At 28.8% G+C, this 20,863-nt stretch carries 16 protein-coding genes; 13 read left to right on the plus strand and 3 right to left on the minus strand.

From position 1 onward, the window contains the following. Positions 1-697: 697 nt before the first annotated feature. From RR561_RS02695 to aroD, 9 genes are all read left to right on the plus strand, one after another. Positions 698-1,411 carry a M48 family metallopeptidase gene (locus RR561_RS02695; protein WP_332505890.1) on the plus strand — a complete coding sequence of 238 codons (714 nt, stop codon included), beginning with the start codon at positions 698-700 and terminating at the stop codon, positions 1,409-1,411. 96 nt (positions 1,412-1,507) lie between these two features. After that, positions 1,508-2,350, plus strand: coding sequence for a pirin family protein (locus RR561_RS02700; protein WP_332505891.1), 843 nt, complete (start codon positions 1,508-1,510; stop codon positions 2,348-2,350). Positions 2,351-2,506: 156 nt separating this feature from the next. Next, complete coding sequence (locus tag RR561_RS02705; protein ID WP_332505892.1) at positions 2,507-3,082, plus strand: nitroreductase family protein; 576 nt, start codon at positions 2,507-2,509, stop codon at positions 3,080-3,082. A gap of 691 nt (positions 3,083-3,773) precedes the next feature. Next, a complete protein-coding gene (locus RR561_RS02710) occupies positions 3,774-4,082 on the plus strand; it encodes a hypothetical protein (RefSeq protein ID WP_332505893.1) in 309 nt (102 codons plus the stop codon). Between the two features lie 669 nt (positions 4,083-4,751). After that, positions 4,752-6,137, plus strand: coding sequence for a TldD/PmbA family protein (locus tag RR561_RS02715; protein ID WP_332505894.1), 1,386 nt, complete (start codon positions 4,752-4,754; stop codon positions 6,135-6,137). Between the two features lie 12 nt (positions 6,138-6,149). Continuing rightward, positions 6,150-7,478, plus strand: a complete 1,329-nt coding sequence (locus tag RR561_RS02720; RefSeq protein WP_332505895.1) for a TldD/PmbA family protein — start codon at positions 6,150-6,152, stop codon at positions 7,476-7,478. A 438-nt stretch (positions 7,479-7,916) separates the two neighbouring features. Next, a complete protein-coding gene (locus RR561_RS02725; protein ID WP_332505896.1) occupies positions 7,917-8,450 on the plus strand; it encodes a GNAT family N-acetyltransferase in 534 nt (177 codons plus the stop codon). 611 nt (positions 8,451-9,061) lie between these two features. After that, complete coding sequence (locus RR561_RS02730; RefSeq protein ID WP_332505897.1) at positions 9,062-10,459, plus strand: APC family permease; 1,398 nt, start codon at positions 9,062-9,064, stop codon at positions 10,457-10,459. Between the two features lie 158 nt (positions 10,460-10,617). After that, positions 10,618-11,307 (plus strand): type I 3-dehydroquinate dehydratase, encoded by a 690-nt coding sequence (aroD, locus tag RR561_RS02735; RefSeq protein ID WP_332505898.1) that lies wholly within the window; start codon positions 10,618-10,620, stop codon positions 11,305-11,307. A gap of 569 nt (positions 11,308-11,876) precedes the next feature. On the opposite strand, the gene RR561_RS02740 is transcribed toward aroD, so the two are convergent. The 3 genes from RR561_RS02740 to RR561_RS02750 all read right to left on the minus strand — a co-directional run bounded on the left by RR561_RS02740 (position 11,877) and on the right by RR561_RS02750 (position 14,859). Next, entirely contained in the window at positions 11,877-12,935 is a 1,059-nt protein-coding gene (locus RR561_RS02740) for a M42 family metallopeptidase (protein WP_332505899.1), read from the minus strand. 243 nt (positions 12,936-13,178) lie between these two features. Further along, a complete protein-coding gene (locus tag RR561_RS02745) occupies positions 13,179-14,081 on the minus strand; it encodes a threonine/serine exporter family protein (protein ID WP_332505900.1) in 903 nt (300 codons plus the stop codon). Between the two features lies 1 nt (position 14,082). After that, positions 14,083-14,859: a threonine/serine exporter family protein gene (locus tag RR561_RS02750; protein ID WP_332505901.1), complete on the minus strand. Its 777-nt coding sequence runs from the start codon at positions 14,857-14,859 to the stop codon at positions 14,083-14,085. A gap of 737 nt (positions 14,860-15,596) precedes the next feature. Between RR561_RS02750 and RR561_RS02755 the strand changes: the two genes are divergently transcribed. The 4 genes from RR561_RS02755 to potA all read left to right on the plus strand — a co-directional run bounded on the left by RR561_RS02755 (position 15,597) and on the right by potA (position 20,863). Further along, positions 15,597-17,243 carry a cell wall-binding repeat-containing protein gene (locus RR561_RS02755; RefSeq protein ID WP_332505902.1) on the plus strand — a complete coding sequence of 549 codons (1,647 nt, stop codon included), beginning with the start codon at positions 15,597-15,599 and terminating at the stop codon, positions 17,241-17,243. Positions 17,244-17,580: 337 nt separating this feature from the next. Beyond that, complete coding sequence (locus tag RR561_RS02760; RefSeq protein ID WP_332505903.1) at positions 17,581-18,879, plus strand: cell wall-binding repeat-containing protein; 1,299 nt, start codon at positions 17,581-17,583, stop codon at positions 18,877-18,879. 377 nt (positions 18,880-19,256) lie between these two features. Then, complete coding sequence (locus RR561_RS02765) at positions 19,257-19,796, plus strand: helix-turn-helix domain-containing protein (RefSeq protein WP_332505904.1); 540 nt, start codon at positions 19,257-19,259, stop codon at positions 19,794-19,796. A 23-nt stretch (positions 19,797-19,819) separates the two neighbouring features. Continuing rightward, positions 19,820-20,863: a spermidine/putrescine ABC transporter ATP-binding protein gene (gene potA / locus RR561_RS02770; RefSeq protein ID WP_332505905.1), complete on the plus strand. Its 1,044-nt coding sequence runs from the start codon at positions 19,820-19,822 to the stop codon at positions 20,861-20,863.

Raw genomic sequence — 20,863 nt, forward strand, 5'->3', positions numbered from 1 at the left:
AATCTTTCTAAAAACTATATCTTTTATTAACTTGATTATACTATAAAAAAACTATTTTTGCAAATAGTTTTTCAAAAAACAAAATTTAGAAAATTTAGTATTCAAGATTTTTATAAAGATAAATAAGGTTAATAAATATATGTATTATAGAAATAATACTACAAAGTCGTAAAAATAGTATAAAAAATAAAAGTATAAAAAAGAGTGGTGTTTTAATGAAAAATCCGTATTCAGTAAAACTCAATATAAATGACTAATTATAATTTTTTATAGTTAAATATAGTAACAATATAATTATAAAAATGTCTTAAAAAATTTTTTATATTATCAATTTTAATATTTTTCTATGTATAAAAATTATTAAAGATTAAATAGAAAATTAATAATATTGGATGGAAAAATTAGAATTTAAAAAATAATTTGCATTTTCTGAATAATGTGTTACAATATAGTTATAATTCATTTTAAATGTTCCTTTTAAAAAATTGTTTTTTATTTAAAAGTACTGGCTGTCCATTTTGGGCAGCCATTTTTCTGTTAATTATAATATAAAATATAATTTTAAATATATAATATAAAAAATACACAAAAATGAAGATTAAGTGTTAACATAGAATATAGTGGATTTTGAGTATAAAAAAATAATGAAGACAATAATAAATTATAAAATAAGAAAGTGGAATTAACAGGGATAATAATGAAAAAAATTATATTAAACAATAAAATAAAATTTGAAATTCAAAGAAAAAATGTTAAAAATATAAATCTTAGAATAACGAAAGAAAAAGAAATTTATGTTTCTGCAAATAAGTATATTTCAGAAGAAAAAATAATAAACTTCGTGAAATCTAAGGAAGAATGGATTTTAAAAAAGTTTGAAGAAATTGAAAGTAAAAGGCTTATATTAATTGAAAAAAGGAAATATGGAACAGGAGAAAACTATAAGATTTTGGGAGAGGATTACTTTTTAAAACTAATTTTAAATGCTGAAAATAAGGTGATTGAAAAAGATAATACAGTACAGTTATTTTTAGATGATTTAGATAACATGGATCTAAGAAAGGATCTTATTGAAAAATGGTATGAGAAAAAAATCAATAATATATTCGATAAATCTTTAAAAAAAATGCTCGTCAAACTATATCCATATTATAAAAAGACACCACTAATTGATCATAAGGTGTTTTCTAATAAATGGGGAGTTTGCATGGTAAATAAGAATAAAATAGTTTTAAATACTGATCTGATTTGTATATCAGAAGAATGTATTGATTTTGTAATGCTACATGAATTGATTCATTTCATACATCCAAATCATAGTAAGAGTTTTTATTCGCTATTGGAAAAATTAATGCCTGATTGGAAAATAAAAAATGAGAAACTAAAGCAAATTATAATAAAGAGATTATAATTTATAAATTAAAAATCGTATTTTTGGGTATTATTACATGTATAAGCAATTTACAGAATATTTATTTAAATTATATATGAAAAGTGGAGGCTTGTTATGAAAAGAAAGATATTATCTGAAGTTAAAGGATTTGAAACAACGGATGGAGCAGGTGTTCGTTTGATGAGAGTTTTAAGTAGAAGATCTTCCAAAGCATTCGATCCTATACTTATGTTAGATTCTTTTGATAGTACCGATCCAAAAGATTATATAGCTGGATTTCCAATGCACCCTCACAGAGGAATAGAAACAATTTCTTATGTTTATAAGGGCAATATGTTACATAAGGATAGCTTGGGTAACCAGGACGCTATCACAGATGGCGAATTACAATGGATGACTGCAGGATCTGGCATCTTACATTCGGAAGAAATACCTGTATCAGAAAGAATGTTGGGAGTACAGCTTTGGCTGAACTTACCTGCAAAAGATAAAATGGTAGCACCAGAATATCATGCTATTAAAAATAAAGATATAGAGGAAATAGAAATTGATGGTGGAAAATTAAGATTGCTGGCAGGTAATTATAAGGGAAATAAAGGTTATCAGTCTAAGCATCTACCACTGAACTATTATGACATACAGCTAGCTCCAAATAAAAGTTTCAAAATTGAAACTGAGAAAGATTCTTCGCTTTTATTATTTACTTTAGTAGGTAAGGCCTTAATAGATGATAAAACTATAGAGGAAAAAACAGCAGTAAAACTTGGTGATGGTGATGAAATTGTAGTTTCGAGCCTTTATGAAGATTTGCAATTGTTATTTGTGGAATCAAAGTATTTGGGAGAGCCAATATCTTGGGGTGGACCTATTGTAATGAATACAAAGGAAGAATTAGACAGAGCTTTTGAGGAATTAGAAAACGGAAACTTCATAAAAGATGAAATGATATACGATTAAAAAGCTAGATAGATTTTTAAATTAGAATAACACAATCTAACCTAGTTCTATATACAGAGATAAATGTTATATAAAGATGAAAATTATGCATGTTATTAAAATATAAGGCTTGATTTAGATTGATATTTTATAAAAATAATATTAGGAGGTCATTTTATGACAAAAATAAATGAATCATTGAGAAAAAGAAGAACATACTACAATATAAATGGAGAATCCCCAGTATCAGAAGAGAAGATAGTAGATACTATAAAGGAGCTTACAGAACTAGTTCCAGATGCTTTTAATATGAAATCTCAAAGAGTGATAGTTGCCTTGGGTGATAAGCATAAAGAACTATGGGATGGTGTCTATGATGCCTTTGATGGACAAGTTTCTAGAGAGAAATTGGACTCTTTTAAAGTAGGAGTGGGAACTGTATTATTTTTCTATGATAATAAGACAGTTCAGACAATGAGAAAAAATTATGCTCTATATGAAGCTCAGTTTGAGAAGTGGGCATTACAATCAAATGGAATGCTACAGATTTCTGTATGGTCAGCACTTGAAGAACTCGGATTGGGAGCATCTTTACAGCACTATAATCCAGTAATCGACGATATGGTAAGAAAGATGTTTGATGTGGATGAAGACTATATAATGTTGGGTCAAATTGTTTTTGGTGGTGTGGCATCAAATGCGGATCCAAAAGATGGTGAAGATGTAGAGAAGAGATTTAAAGTAGTTAAATAAATATAAAAATATATGATAATTGAGTTTTAGTGTAAATTATTGTAAGATTTTAAAGTGATCTTAATTTATTAAGATCACTTTGCTTATATATAGGAAATATTAAATAGCTAGTTGGTTAAAATAATAATTAATTAATTTAACTCAAAGAAATAAGATAATGTTGTTTTATTATTTGTTGAGCATTATATACAGGCTAATAAAAATATATAATTATTTTGTTTTTACAAATAAAATCAAACTGTTGAGTGTAAATAAAAAATAATTAGCTAGAATATTGAAAGTATAATATAAAAAATATTTTTAATGATAAAATAAATTTTAAAGATTGATGAAGAGTGTATTTTAATTAAATATCTATATAACAATTTTCTATAGAATTACTTTTTAAATAGAATAATAATAGTCAAACTTATTTTAAGAAAAGTCTGTATAGTTTTAAAAAAGAAAAGATTATTCAGTATTATCAATAATAATTAAATGTATTTTTTTAAAGAAAGAGAATACATTATAATAAAATGACAAAATATTAATAAAGTATAAAAGTAAAATTGATAATTCAATATCTATTTTTTAATTTATAAAAAACATTTTCCTTAAAAATTAAAAATACTATTTACAAAACTATAAAAGAGAGAGTACAATATAAAGAGACATAAAAAGGTGTTTTACAATGTGAAATTTGGGGGTGCTTATGAAAATTTCAAGTATAAATAAAAGTATAGCAATTTCATTTAGAGAGCTCATGTCAGAATTACGCCCAGAGATTGCGATAGAAATTTTAGATGAAGACTACGAGTTATTAAGATTGGGAATGATCGAAGAAGATGCTTCTTGCACAGTTAAAATTGATATTTCAGATGACGAAGTAGAATCTTTATGTGATGAAATTGTACAATTTCAGGCTGATTCATATGATATTTTAGATGATATTCCTGACTTTAATAGTGAAAACTACAAAAAATACGAAAGATATAGATGGTTACCTAGTATGTTTTTATAAAGTCACATAAAAAATTGTGATTTTGTATAGAAATAAATTATATATTTATACTCTTTTCAATATATTCTATATAAGTATTGAAAAATTATAAATAACGTTGAAAGTATTTAAGAAAGGTCTAAAATACTTGATTATTAAAAAGGCTAACAAATATATGGTTTAAAGGCAAATTCTAACAAGTTTAGAGTTTGCTTTTTTATTGCCTGTAGTTGGGTAATATATAGTATATAAGACTTAACACAAAATATTATAATTGATAGAGTTTAAAGCGGTAAAAATAAGTAAAGTTATATTTTGTAAGTGTTTGAAAAAAGTTTTTAACAGTGAAAACATGACAAATTAATCTTATTATAATTGAATTTATATTTTAAAAGTATTATTTGTGGAGATAAATAATAAATGGAAGAATAATAATTTATGTAAATGAATATCGTATTATTTTGCTTAGAGTAAGTAAAGGATGCTTGTATAGAATATAAGTATCTATAGTTTGCTTATATTTAAAATTTAAGTAAATTATACAAGATGAAAAAAGTTATATAAAAAAATTGAGTTACGAGGTAATATGTATTGAAATCTATTAATTGATAACTATAATCATTGAGGGCTTGTAAAAAGTAATTGCTAATATTATAATTATATACAAGAAGATAAATAAAGGAGGAAGTTATGTTAGATAAAAAAGTTTTGTTTAATGTTATCACTTCTGCTATGCAAAATGGTGCAGATTTCGCAGAGGTATTTGTTGAAGATAGAAAAAACACAACATTACTATATTCAGATAAAAAAGTAGAAAATGCGGTGTTAGGAAATGATTTTGGTGTAGGTATTAGAGTAATAAAGGCTTTTAATACTGTATATGCATATACAAATGATATAAGCGAGGAAAACTTAATAAAGGTGGCAAAAGACGCTGCTTTGGGATTAAAGTCTTCTGTTCTAAATCAAGTCTTAGATTTTACAAATAAAAATATTGTAATCGATAATACTCCTATTAAAATATATCCTTCTGATGTTGATTTATCCAAAAAGTTGGATATTATAAGGGAAACACATGACACTATTATGAATTATGACGATATTATAGTACAGGCCAGTACAGGATATCTTGACTCTGATCAAAAGATACAAATAGCTAACAGCGAAGGTCTTATGGTAAGTGATAGAAGAGTAAGAACAAGGTTGATTCAAAACGCTGTTGCATCCTACAATGGAGAGATACAGTCTGCTGGTTCGAATCCAGGTGCCGCTATGGGATTTGAGTTTTTTGATACAATTGATATAAATGATGTAGCAAGAGAGGCAGCTAGGATTGCAGTCACAATGGTAAAATCACCGTTTGCACCCTCAGGAGTAATGCCTGTTATAATGGATAATGCCTTTGGAGGTGTATTATTTCATGAAGCATGTGGACATGGCTTAGAGGCTGAGTTTGTATCAAAAGGATCTTCTGTTTATGCTGGCAAAATGGGTGAAAAAATCGCATCAGATGTCGTAACAGCAGTGGATGATGGAACGCTCAAAAATCAGTGGGGTAGCTCAAATATCGATGATGAAGGAACTGCCACTCAAAGAAACACTCTAATAGAAAATGGTGTATTAAAATCGTATTTGGTAGATAATCTTAATGGAAAAAGAATGGGAATGGAATCTACTGGATCTGCTCGTCGTCAATCATATAGATATGCTCCTACATCAAGAATGAATAATACTTTTATAGACAGAGGTACTTCAAGTTTTGATGATATGGTATCAGGAGTAGATCATGGACTATATGCGGCAAAACTAGGCGGCGGTTCTGTGGATGTAGTCACAGGTGAATTTAATTTTGCAGTGATGGAAGGTTATATAATTAAAAATGGAAAAATTGATAGTCCAGTCAAGGGAGCCTCACTAGTAGGAACTGGCTTGGAGGTTCTTCAAAAGATTGATATGGTTGGTAAAGACTTAGAGCTTGGAGAAGGAATGTGTGGGGCTAGCTCAGGAACTATACCAGCTGGTGTAGGACAGCCACCTGTTAGGATTAAGGGTCTTACTGTAGGGGGGAGAGATTAGGAGGTTATAACTGTGAAATATACTGAATTAAAAGAAGAAATTTTCAATAAAGCTAAAGATAAATTTGATGATTACGAAATTTTTATAAATAATATTAATACAAGCGTTGTGTCTACGTACAATGAACAATTAAATAAATATACAATATCTGAAAGTGGAGGAATATCTTTTCGTGGAATAAAGGGAAATATGGAAGGTTATGCATATAGCGAAAATGTATCCAAAGAATCAATTGATTATTTGATAGATATGGCATATCAAAGCATGATAGCTGTTGGTGAAAAAGAAGAAATATTTATATACAAACCCAATCAAGAGGAAAAAATCAACATAATTTCTCAAAAGAGTAGCATTAGCTCTGATAAGAAAATAGAAAAAATACTTTCTATGTACGACTTAGCAAAATTAGAATCAGAAGAAGTACATCAGCTAGATGGACAAGGAGTCGAAATATTTGAAGATAAATATATTGCTAATAGTCATAATTTAGAAAAATATGAGGAAAATTCATATAGTTATGCATATGCCTATGTAATATTAAAGAGAAACGGTGAGATGAAGTCGGGTATGGAATTTGCTTTTAAAGATAATTTTATGGATTGTGACTTTGAGTACATAGCAAAGAGTGCTGTAAAAAAGGCAGAAAGAGAATTTGGAGCCAAAGCGGTTGATAGTGGTAAGTATGATATAGTAATTCTTAATGAAGAGATATCTAGCCTGTTGGGTTCTCTTAGCCCAGCATTTTCCGCAAAAAATGTTCAAAAGAAAATGTCTCCTCTTGAAGGGATGTTAGGCGAAGTTATAGCATCAGATAAACTGACTATTAGAGATTTGAGGTCTTTACCTGAAACAAATGTTATTGAAAGTTTTGATGATGAAGGTATTGAAACTAAAGACTTAGAAATAATAAAAAACGGAAAATTATTATCTTATGTACACAATATGGAAACTGCTAGCAAAGATGGAATCGACACTACAGCAAATGCTTCTAGATCATACAAATCTGTATCTAGTCCAAGTATTAGAAACATGGTGATAGATGGAGGTACTTTAGATTTTGAAGGACTATTAAGAAAAATGAATAACGGCTTGTTGATAACAAGTCTTCAAGGTCTTCATTCAGGGTTAGATCCAGTTTCGGGAGTATTTTCCCTTCCTTGTAACGGCTTCTTAGTAGAAAATGGAGAAATAAAAAGAGCTGTTAATCAGATTATACTTTCATCAAATTTAAAGGAGTTTATTAAGTCTATTGATGAGGTTGGGACAGATAGAAGAATTACTTTGGATGGATCATATGTTGCAAGTATGTTAGTAAAAAATATAAGTATTTCAGGAATATAGAGTAGAATTTATAGATATCTTGATATAGTCTAATTTTAAGATTATATCAAGATATTTTTTTTGTGAAAAATCATGGAAAAAATTAAGTTAAACAAAGTTTATTCAAAAAAACACAGAAAAAAAGGAAATAATAATGATAAAAAAATATTTATGTTAGTTATACTATTTTAATATAAATTTAATATGAAAAAATTAAGAGGTGTTTTTGATTATAATAAGATGAAAATAAGTTGAAAAAATAAAAAAGCTTCTTAAAAGTATAGTGAAAAGGAAAAACGCTTTTTTGCACTTTATTTAGCAGTAATTTCAGTAAAAAGGAATAGGTTACAGTTTTAAAAAACTATTGAAAAACAAATGGAAAATTGATAGAATATAAAAATAATGATTAGAAATAAGGTATTATTTTTAAAAAATAACAAAAAGATAGGAGTGATAAATATGTTAGCATTGGAGTATTTCAACCGCACAGATTTTGGGCAATTAATTAGTTGGATTGACTCGCCAGCGTTTTTGCTCCACTGGGGTGGTCCGAAATTTGACTATCCAGTTGATGAGCTACAGTTGGAAAAATACATTAAGGATTCAAATAATAGTAATTCAGAAAATTTGATTTACAAAGTAGTAAGTATAGAGACTGGAAAGGTTATTGGACACATTTCTCTAGGTGAAATAGATAGAAAAAATAAGTCAGCAAAGATAGGAAAAGTTTTGATTGGTGACAAGGATGTAAGGGGCAAGGGTATTGGTCAGAGAATGATAAAAGAAATATTGAGAGTAGCATTTGACGAGCTAAATCTTCATAGAGTAAATCTAGTAGTATTAGAGACTAATGCTTCTGCTATTGAATGTTATAAAAGGGTAGGGTTTGTTGAAGAAGGTAGAATGAGAGATGCAAGGAAGAAAGATGACAAATACTACAGCTTGATCGAGATGAGCATTTTAGAGAATGAATATTATGCAAGCAAAACCTAGCGAATATAGTTAATAAAATCAATTGAATAATCTAAAAAAAGAATAGCAATTATCTGAAAATTATAATTAAACTTTATTTAAGTAGAAGATTCTAAAATTAGAGTCTTCTACTTTTTCTATTTCAAGAAAAAATAAAAAATATATATAGTTATATTTCAAACGATAATATCCTATACAATGTAGAAAAAAATTGAAAAATATAAGTAAATCATAGGAAAAAAAGAAAATAATTAAAACTAATAAAAAAAGATACTTCATTTAAAAGCTTAGAACACTATGATTTTAGACTATTTTTTAAAGGGAATGTAAAACAAAAACACACATATGGAAAATATTGGTTAAAACTTAACAAAATGTAGGTAAAAATTTGTTTTTTATTAAAAAACAAATTAAAAACAAAAGACCAAATTATTAAAAATAAACATCTATTATAAAATAAAGATTTAAAAAAGAAAGGTGTTTAGCGTAAAATAAGTATTTATTTAATAAAAATAAATATATGATAATGTTTTCTTTCGCATTAATCAAGATTAATTTTAAGATTGAATTTAATATTATTTAGTGGTAGTATAGTTACTGTAATAAATTTCAAAAAGAAAGAAGGTTTTTTTATGGAAAAGAAAATCGGTTTAAAAAGCTTGGTTTTCATGAACGTTTCTGCCCTTTACGGAATTAGATGGATAGCAAAATCAACATCAAATAGTTTCGGATTAGGCCTAGGAGCGATACCTACATGGTTTATTTTTGCAATAGTATATTTTATACCAGGATCATTAATATGTGCTGAATTAGCGGCTACATTTAAAGATAAAGAAGGTGGACTTTACGATTGGGTAAAAGAAGCTTATGGTGAAAAGTATGGTTTTATGGTTTCTTGGTTGAATTGGGTAGCTAAGATATTTTGGTACTCATCATTTCTTACATTTTTGGCGATAAATGTATCTTATACTTTAGGAATGCCAGCTCTTGCAGATAACAAGTATTTTACACTTATATTCTCTATAGCAATTTTTTGGGTATTATCATTATTATCTACAAGAGGAATAAGTTTTGCTCAGATATTTACTAATACAGGTGCATTAGGATCTACAATCCCTAGTTTAGTATTGGTTATATTTGCGGTTATTGGTGTTTTAGTACTTCAAAAGCAGGCCCCAGCATCAGTGTATAGTGTACATACATTGATTCCAAAGATGAATGCAGACTCTTTTGTCGCAATATCATCTATTATGTTTGGATTTGCGGGTGCAGAGACTTTGGCACCATTTATAAAAAATATTGATGAACCTGAAAAGAATTTCCCTAAAGCAATATTAATGTCAGCTCTTTTGGTAGCAGTTTTATATGTAGTGGGAACTATTTCTATAACACTTCTTATAAATCCAGATGAAATAACTGCTTCTAAGGGATTGCTAGATGCTATAGGCAGAGGTTCAGCATTACTTGGAATAGGACCATTCTTCTTGCAGATCATTGCAGCAGGAATTTCTTTTTCTGTAATTGGAGCGATAATACTTTATATATCATCTCCAATTAAGATGTTATTTGGATCTGTAGATGGAGTATTCAGTGAAAGATTAACTAAGACTAATAAGTATGATATACCTGTAAATGCAGTATATGGACAAGCAGCATTAGTTACTATAATACTTCTTCTTACAAACTTAATGCCATCAGTAGACGCAATATATAATGTTCTTTTAACTATGACAGCTCTTGCTTCTTTATTCCCATACATTATTTTGTATGCTAGCTACATAAAGTTGAAAAAGGAAAAGCCAGAATTAGAAAGACCATATAAAATGGTTAAAAATGATAATACAGCAATATGGATTGCAAGATTCTTATTGACAATTACTGTTATAGGTCTTGTACTTACAGCATCTCCAGTTATGAATTCATTTGCAGAAAACGTGATATATGAAATAGAAATGATAGGCGGAGGTATATTAATAATAATTTCAGGCCTATTAATGTGGAGACGTAAAGAAAAAAAGGCAATTAACTAATATTTATATAAAGAAAAAGGAGCAGAATTCTGCTCTTTTTTTATAAAAATTTATTAACTTAATTTGTAAAGCTCATTCGCTATATAGTATAATTGAAGTATTTTAGAAGGGAAGTGATTATAATTTTAATAGTTAGAAATTTAAAAATAGGAGAGGGATTGCCTAAAATATGCGTGCCAATAATTGGGGAAAATAGAGAAGAAATACTTCAAGCAGCAAGAGAAGTTAAAAAGCATGGTATTGATATTATTGAGTGGAGAAGTGATTATTATAAGGAGGTATTAGACTATGATAGGCTGATATCTTTATTAATAGAACTAAGAGAGGTGGTAAAAGAAACAGTAATTATTTTTACTTTTAGAACTTCAAGCGAAGGAGGCAACGGGGGAGTAAGCGATAAAATTTACGAAGAACTTAATATCAAAATAGCAGAGAGTGGATTGGTAGATATAATAGATATAGAATGTATGTCAAAAGAAAAAATAGCAAGAAAGCTAATAGAAAAAATTCATGAAAGAGGTACTAAAGTGATAGGATCTAGTCATAATTTTAATAATACTCCAAGTACAGAAATTATAGAAAAAAAATTCATGAAAATAAATAATTTTGGAGTTGATATCTTGAAAATAGCAACAATGTCAAATAGTGAAAAAGATTCATTAAATATGATTTTAGCTAGTAAAAATATATCCGATAAATTGTTTGATAAGGCGGTTATTTCGATTTGTATGGGAAATTATGGCATGGCAACTAGACTCTTAGGCTCAGCAATAACATTTGCTTTTATGGGTGAAGGCTCTGCTCCGGGGCAAATATCAGCATTGGATTTAAAAAAAATATTTAGATAAATAGAAATAAAAATAGCAGCTATATAGACTGCTATTTTCAGTTATTAATTAAATTATTTTTATATAGAAAAATAGCCCTAATGTCTAATTTGTTTGCATCACATTCTAGACATTATAAGTAACTATTATTCGTTGGCATTGAAGATAGATTGTTGCAAAAGTACAACAAATAATAATATATATAAAATTTCTTAAAAGTAAGAAAAAATATATAAGTTTATCTTTAATTAGAATAAAATTAAAGTAGAATGTATATAAAACTTTAGAGTACTCTTAAAAAAAGATTTATTACAAACACATTATACTAGAAAAATATATTATTTGCAAGAATATAGCTTACATATAGAATATACTAATAATGTTTGTATAGTGTATATACTTATTTACACAATATAAAACACCCTTGATATCAAGAGTGCCTTATATTGTATAAATCTATTAAATTTTATAAAATAATGATTGTAAAGTTTTAGTTATAAAAGAGTATTACTTATATAGTTTTATAAAAAATATTATTTTATTTTCACTAAAATACATATATATTAAGACAAAAGTAATAGGAAAATATATTAATCCTGAAGGTAAGCTTGTATTAATCTAAAAGTATTTTCAGCACCCTCGATGTGACTTCTTTCGTAACCATGTGAAGCATAAACACCTGGTCCTATAAGGCCGTGTCTAATGTCGTGTCCTGCTGCCAAAGTAGCCTCAACATCTGATCCATAGTAAGGGTATATGTCTACTGCATATCCGATTTCATATTTATCTGCCAAGTCGATTAATCTGTTGACTACATCATAGTTATAAGGACCACCCCTATCTTTTGCAGCTATTGATACTTGTTTTTCTGTGCAGTTTAGCCCTTCACCAACACATCCCATATCAACAGACCAAGCTTCAGTAACACCATCAGGGCAAGGTGAAGATCCACCATGACCAACTTCTTCATAGATAGTAAAATGCATGTAGACTGTTCTATCTAGATCAATTTTATTGTCTGATACGTATTTTGCATATCCTAGAAGGACAGCTGCTGAGAGTTTATCATCCAAAAATCTACTTTTGATATATCCTGATTTTGTAACTCTAGTTCTTGGTTCAAAGCATATATAGTCACCAGATCTGATTCCAAGCTTTTCTACATCTTCTTTAGAAGAGACATCTTCATCGATTACGATTTCAATACTGTCCCAATTACGTTCAGTTTTATTATATTCTCCATTCACATGAAGTGAGGCATTTATAAGCTGACATGTACCTTCATAGATATTACCTTTTCTTGTAATTATTCTAACATTTTCGGCTTCAGCATTATTTGGATTCATTCCTCCGATGTTAGTCATTTTAAGACGTCCATCTGATTTAACTTCATGAACCATTGCTCCCAAGGTATCACAGTGCGATTCAAATAATATTGCATCATTTTCGTTCTTTCCTTTAAGCTTTGCTACAACGCCACCCTTTATAGTTTGGTAGGCGTATACTCCCATGCCTTCTAGTTCTTTCATCAAATAATCCATAACAAATTTACCATAACCAGATGGGCTATCAATGTTTAATAGATTCTTTGCCTCTTGAACTATGTAGTCGCTATAATCCATATAAGCATCTTTTTTAAAATTATTCAAAACTAAATCCTCCTGTATTAATAACTTAGCAAATTCCACTATATATAATTTATAATATCGGAATATTTTGCTGAATAGTTTTTATTATAAATATAATAAAAACTATTACCTAATTATATGATACTACTTAATGAACTTTATTTGTAGGGGTATATGCAAAAATTTTGAAAAATTTTGAAAAATCACTACCTTTAATGAATAATAAAACTGCTCAACAGCATTTTTACTGTTGAGCAGTTAATATTAATCTTTTTTAGTTGTACTTCTTTCAGTTGTATCTTTTTCCATTGTATCTATTTCTGTTGCAGACTTACTATCTATATTTTCATCAAATTTATTTTCATCGAAGCTATTATCCGTATCTTCATAGTCAATAGATGAGCTTTTGTGATAAATTTTAACGTCTTTTTCAATGCAATTTCTTTCCTGACAAATTTGATCAGGTTTGCAATTACAGTCTTGCTTATCTTTATTTTTTTTCTTCTTTTTTGAAAGACCCAAATCTACTGCAAAATCTTCAGTTCTGCTTCTTTCCATTTTTTCTATTTCTTCTCTTTCTCTAGAAGCTATATCGATATTTAAGCTATTTAACGATTCATTCATTTCTTTTCTATCTAGAATGAATCTATTTCTAGTTCTATTTTTGCCAAAGTTTACCCAATTTTCATATTTAAAAGAATCATTTTTCATAAATGCTTTTTTTAGCTGGTAGAGGTTCAATACCTTTGACATTGAAGACATTACCAATATTCCAAGAGCTATTCCCAAGCTAGTTATAAAAGCTCTAGTACCAACTGTAGCAGCCTGTAAATATTCCTTTTGAATAATATAGTAAACTGTATTATATAGCCCGAGTCCAGGAACAAGCGGTAGTATACCTGGAATTACAATTATAATAGCAGGTTGTTTTAACTTTCTGGCTAGGTACTCTGCTGATAGAGAGACAAATCCCGCAGCCATGAAAGAAAATATCATTGGATTTTCATAGTGTTGGGAAGCTATTACATATATAAGCCAGCCAATTCCACCTACCATTGAATCATAAAAGAGTATTTTTCCTCTAACATTAAAAAATATGGCAAATCCACAAGTTGCTATTGCAGAAAAAATAAAGTGTTGCCATAGTGGAACATCATATATACTCATTTTATACACCTCCAATTCCAAGTACAAGAGCTACACCAGAAGCTATAGCAGTTACTATTACAAATACCTCAAATAACCTCGATGTTCCAGAAACCAAATTTCCAGAAATCAAATCTCTCATTGCCTTTACAAATGAAACACCAGGAAGAAGTGGCATAATGGAACCAACTATCAATGCTGATGGGCTAGAGATTATACCCCAATTATGCATTACAACTCCCATACCAGTAATCACTATGGAAGCAAGAAGTGCGGAGAACATCACTATAGCACTATATTTCATTGTTTTATCATATACAAAAGTACCTATTATTGAAACTAAAACAGTTAACATAAAGGTATGAATCTGATTACCGCCCAAAGTGGCAGCAAAACCTGCAGATGCAATTCCTGTTCCTAAAAAATATATAAGACTGGGATAAGCATTTAGCTTATCAATCCTATGTAGTTCTTTTATTTCTTCGTTAATATCCGGGTCAACTTTGTTTACAAATTCTCTTGAGAAATTGTTTAAAAGAGAAATTTTATCTAGATTCATTCCTCTTGTATCAATTGTTTTCATAAAACATAATCCATCAAACTTATCATCTGATATAATAATTACGGTTGGAGTGGTAAAGCAGTTTATATGATTGTATCCTCTAGATTTGCATATTCTAAGAACACTGTCTTCTACTCTATATGTTTCGGCTCCATTTTTAACCAACAATTCTCCAAGAAAAAGTGCAAGTTTAATTGTTTGCATTTTATATTCTTTATCTTCAAGTTTATTTACCACGGATGTCCTCCTTTCTATACATAAAATGTATACATCAATTTTATTTTATTATACTACAAGATTGTTTTAAAAGTATTGATTTTATAATGTTTGTAAACACACTGTTTCTATAAGAGCTATATGTAAAATGTATTTACAAAAAAACTTTAAAACTTTCTTATTTCAAAATACATAAATACTATACAACATGTAACTGAAAATGTATATACATATTTAAAAAAATTACATATATATATTATAAGCAATAAAATAAATAATTCAATTGATAAAATAGTTTCCATTATAAATTAAAAAAAGAATTTTATGTTATAAAAGGTTGGTAGAAATACTTTCAAAAAAAGATCGAAACTTTATTAGTGAAGAAAAATTTTTTTAAAAGGATCTATTAATAATGCTTAATTAGAATATATATAAAAAGAGATGATTTTGAAAACGTTTTTACATTTATAAAAAAAGAGTTATTTTTATTAGAATGAAAGCTTGCTTTTAAAGTGAAAAATTGTGGTATAATATTGAATTGGGAATAGATACGTATATTGATTTGTGTGTGACTTACATCATAAAGGGTATATATAAAGTAAGTGCGCAAATCATATTTTCTTTGGAATGTTTAAAGTAATGTTTTGAAAAATAACCAAAGAAAGCTCGTAAGAGTATATATTATACGATAAAGCTTATTATTTCAAAAAATTTAAAATAATGAGCAAAGACAGTAGTTTTAAATAGGAGGAATATTTATGAAAAGGAAAATGTCAGTGGTTCTTTCAGCAACTTTAGCCTTGAACATGGTCGCTTTTGGTGCCAGCCAAATTTCAAATGTACATGCTGAAGAGGACACAAATCAGTTTGAAGCAGTTTCTAACTTAGATATGGACAATGCTAAAAGAAGTGAAACTGAAGATAGTATATTAAAGCCAGGTACTCCAAATGCACCTACGCTAAAAATAGATGACTATGCAAGCGCAATGGAGGACATAAAAAAAGATTTAAATAAAGATATCAATTTACCTTTATTTGTAAGCTCTTCACAGAGTGCTATCAAGGGGAAATTGATGAAGGGCGTAGGTGTAGCTCTTTATAAGCTTAGTGACCAAGAAGTAAAGAATAAAGAATTTACTCCAATTGCTAATGGATCAAATAGTGATAACTTAATATCTGATAGCAAATTCAATATTCAGTCAGAAAGTGGAGATTTTTTACTTCCTTTCAAAAATGAAAATTTAAAACCAGGAGATCACATGGGAATATGTGTTTCATATTCAGTTCAAGGTCAAAATAAAACATTTATAATTGACTCTATATATTTAGGAATTAATGCTCCAACAGTAAAGTTAAATGAAAAGGTAGATATTAATTCTTTAATAACAGGACTTCCAAGTGACGCTACAATTGAAGTGGTTAAGGATGTAGATACTACTACAATAGGAAGTCATGAAGCAAAGATAAATATAAAATATCAAAATACATCTACACCATTATCATTACCTGTATTAGTTAGCTCTTCTGGTGGATCAGGTCAAGGTGAAGTAGTAACAAGTCCTTATAGAATAGCAGGAAGTAATAGATTTTCAACAAATATAGAATCTATAAAAAGAAACTTTGAAAAGGGTAAGGTAGATACAGCGATAGTAGCTTCTGGTTACAACTTTGCGGATCCACTAGCAGCTGGACCTTTGGCTATGAAAATGAATGCTCCAATAGTATTTTCAGGTGATAAGGGACTAAATTCTGAGGCTATTAAGGCAATTAATGATTTAGGCGTGAAAAATGTAATAGTAGTAGGTGGAAATAACACAGTTCCAGCAAGCGTGGAAACACAACTAAGTGGACTAAATGTTAGAAGAATCGCTGGTGTTAACAGATATGAAACATCTAAGCTAATAGCAAAAGAATACGGACCTTCTCGTAGTGTAATATTCACTGATGGTAGAATGTTTGCGGATGCATTGTCAGCAACACCTCTATCTAAAAAGATAGGTGCACCTATAGTATTAGTGAGAAATGAAGCAAATATACCTTCAGATGTTAATAAGTATAAAGATGCTTATATAGTAGGTGGTAAAAATTCAGTAAGTTTAGGAATTGAAAATAAATTGAAAAATTCTATTAATAAAGACAAAGTTTATAGAGTATTTGGTGCAAATAGATCACAAACATCGACACAGGTATCAAAGCTTGTTAAATTTGATAAAAATATCATAGCAAATGGAAATAGTTTTGCGGATGCTCTAAGTGCAGTAAATATGCTAAATACAGGTGGTAAAAACCTAGTCTTAGTTGGAGATACAAGAGCTTCAAGTGATGTTATGGAATTCGTAAACGGAAAGACTAATTATATTATAGGTGGTTATTCAACAGTTCCAAAATCAATATTAGGATTTTAAGAGAATAATTATTTAAATTTAATCGTATAGTAAAAGTATTATTTCTTTAAAAAGAGCCTTATAAATAATTTATAAGGCTTTTTTATTGTGTATATAAATTAGTTGGACTAAACTTTAAATATTCAGAAAATATTGATTTTTATGTCTATATATGTTAATCTAAAAGTACAAGATAGTGTTATTTTCTATTATTATATAATGTTGATTGATAGAAAAGATTGTTATTTATTAAGAAGTTAATATTTTTAGAAGTTTTTATTAAAAATATTATTTGTAAGAATTTGAACGTATTATTTTATAATTAATTCAAATATTGATTAGCTAAGGAGGGGATTATATGAATAATCGTAAAAAAGTAAGTATTTTATTGGTTTCTAGCGTTGCCTTATCATCTGGCCTTATCCAAACTCCTGTTATGGCATATAGCAGTCAAACAGAGCATGTGGGGGATATAATAAACCACTCTCCTGAAATGATGGTAAGTGGTGAGGGGATTAATCCTAGAAAAATTGTTGATAAAGATAATATACAGAAAATAACTGACTTGTATAGAAAGGCAGAAAAAATAGAATTAGATAGCTCAAAGATTTTAGATAGCTATGATTTATATTTAAACTTTGCTAATAATGTTACTATAGGTTTTAGAACAAAAGACTTAAATGGAGAATACCTAGGGTATTGCACCATGGGAGAACAGATAGTTCCATTTAAGACAAAAGAAAACATAGCTGCAAAAATATTAGAGATAGTTAAAGATACAAATAAGTTTACGGAGTATTATGAAGATGGGCAATCAATACGTGAGGGAGACTCAGTTGCTAGATCTGTTGAAATTAGTAGGGCAACCTACTCGTCAGCGGACAATGTTATCATCTCAGGACAAGATGGCATTGCGGACTCTCTTGCATCAGCACCTCTATCAAGCTTTTTAAAAGCACCAGTGTTGGTTACAGAAAAAGACAGTTTAAGAGGAGAATTAGAGGCTGAAATAAATAGATTAGGAGCTAAAAATATATACTTTACATCTGGAGATAATGTTATAAGTTCTAATGTAAAAGATAAATTAAGAAAAAATGGGTATAATATAACTGACTTGTCTTCTAGAAATAGATATGAGACATCAGAGAAAATCGCAGAATATCTCGTATCAAAGGATGGAAGTGGAGAAAAAACTATTTTAATAAATGGTAAAAATTATGCCGATGCTCCTTCGATATCAGCGTTTTCATATGAACAAAGGGCTCCGATACTACTTACAAATGGTAAGATATTGAGAAAAGAAACATTTGATATCATCAAGAAAAACCAAAATTTATTGATAGTAGGGGGATACAATTCTATACCAGAAGCTATGCAAAACAAATTAAGTGATAATTATATCAAAAATGCTAGACTGGATGGTAAGAATCGATACGAAACTTCTAGAAATATAGTATCTGGATTATTTACCGATACAGACAGACTTTTGATTGCTGATGGAAATAAGGATTTAGCTGCAGGAATACTATCAGCAGGATACTGTGTTGAAAATGATAGACCATTATTACTTGTAAAAAAAGGTGATAAGAATAATGATGCATTAAAGGATAAAAATAAGATGTATTTGTCTTTTAAATCATATGAAAATTTACAATAATGACATTAACCAATATTTAAGATAGCTTACTGGAAGATTTCTCAGTAGGCTATTTTTGTTTAAAATCAAAAAAAATAAAAGTTTATATTTAGTAAACAATAAAGTGCTTTTTATTAAACAGCTGTGATTTAAAAAGCTCTATAAGACATCAGATATGCACGTTTAAGGAGAATATTATTTTTCTTATTATTTTCGAAAAAATTATTGATTTTTTTGTGTACAGCATATATAATTAATCTTGTTTAATAATAATAAACAAATAGTTTAGTGTTTAGTAACTTAAAACATACAATAATTGATGTATTTAATAATTGTATAAAAATATTTTTAAGTATGAGAACTTTCTATAAAAGCTAATAAGGAATGGAGGGAATGAGATGGATATTGGTGAGAAGATTAAAAGATTGCGTACAGAAAAACAACTGACCCAGGAGGAGTTGGCAAATCGATGCGAATTGTCAAAGGGTTTTATTTCACAGCTAGAAAATGACTTAACATCACCATCAATTGCTACTTTGGTAGATATATTAGAAATATTAGGGACAAATTTAAGGGATTTTTTTGCAGAAGAAGTAACTGAAAAAATAACTTTTAAAAAAGATGACATGTTCGAGACAGAAGATTTTGAATTAGGATATACATTTAAATGGCTAGTTCCAAACTCACAAAAAAATGATATGGAACCTGTTCTCGTAAAGGTTGAAGCAGGTGGAAGATACAAAGAAGATAAACCTCATGAAGGTGAGGAGTTTGGATACGTTCTAAAGGGAACAATATGCCTATATATAGGTGATAAAAAATTAAAGGTTAGAAAAGGAGAAAGCTTTTATTACAAACCAAAAAAGAATCATTACATTACGAATGAAGGGAAGACTCCAGCTGAACTAATATGGATTAGCTGCCCACCATCATTCTAATTTTAATAAAAGGGGTGAAGTATTTGAAAAATAAATTAATAGAGTTAAAAAATATTTCAAAATCGTTTGATGATAATACAGTGTTGGATAATTTTAATCTTACAATAAATGAGAATGAATTTTTGACACTTTTAGGTCCAAGTGGATGTGGAAAAACAACACTTTTAAGGATAATTGCAGGATTTGAATTTGCCGATGAGGGAGATGTGTACTTTGGAGGATATAAGGTCAACAGTGTACCAGCCTATCAAAGAAATATAAATACAGTATTTCAAAAGTATGCGTTATTTCCACATATGGACGTATATGATAACATAGCTTTCGGTTTGAAAATCAAAAAGCTAGATAAAGAGACTATAGACGAAAAGGTGAAAAATATGCTTGGTCTTGTATCTTTATCAGGTTATGAAAAAAGATCTGTAACAAGCCTATCTGGGGGACAGCAACAGAGAGTTGCTATAGCTAGAGCCCTAGTTAATGAACCTAAGGTGTTATTACTAGATGAACCTCTAGGGGCACTTGATTTAAAATTAAGACAAGAAATGCAAAGCGAACTGAAAAAAATACAAAAAAAATTAGGAATTACATTTATATTTGTAACTCATGATCAAGAAGAGGCTTTGAGTATGAGTGATACTATAGTGGTTTTAGATAAGGGTGTAATTCAGCAAATAGGAAGCCCAGTTGACATATATAATGAACCGCAAAATGCATTTGTAGCTAACTTTATTGGAGAAAGCAACATAGTAGACGGAGTTATGCATAATGATTTTGATGTTGAATTTTGTGGCAAGAAATTTGAATGTGTCGACAAAGGATTTGAAAAAGATGAAAGGGTCGAGGTAGTAATAAGACCAGAAGATATATCTATGGTAAGTGCACAAGAGGGTATGCTAAAAGGTATAGTAAAGTCATCAATATTTAAGGGTGTTCATTATGAAATAGAAGTAGAAGAAAATGGCAGAAAATGGCTTCTTCAAAACACTAAAAGCGCTCCAGTTGGAAGTGTATTGGGAATGTCATTTACACCTGAGGATATTCATATAATGCATAGAGGAGATGCATAA

It is taken from the genome of Peptostreptococcus sp., assembly GCF_036639115.1.
GTDB lineage: Bacteria > Bacillota > Clostridia > Peptostreptococcales > Peptostreptococcaceae > Peptostreptococcus.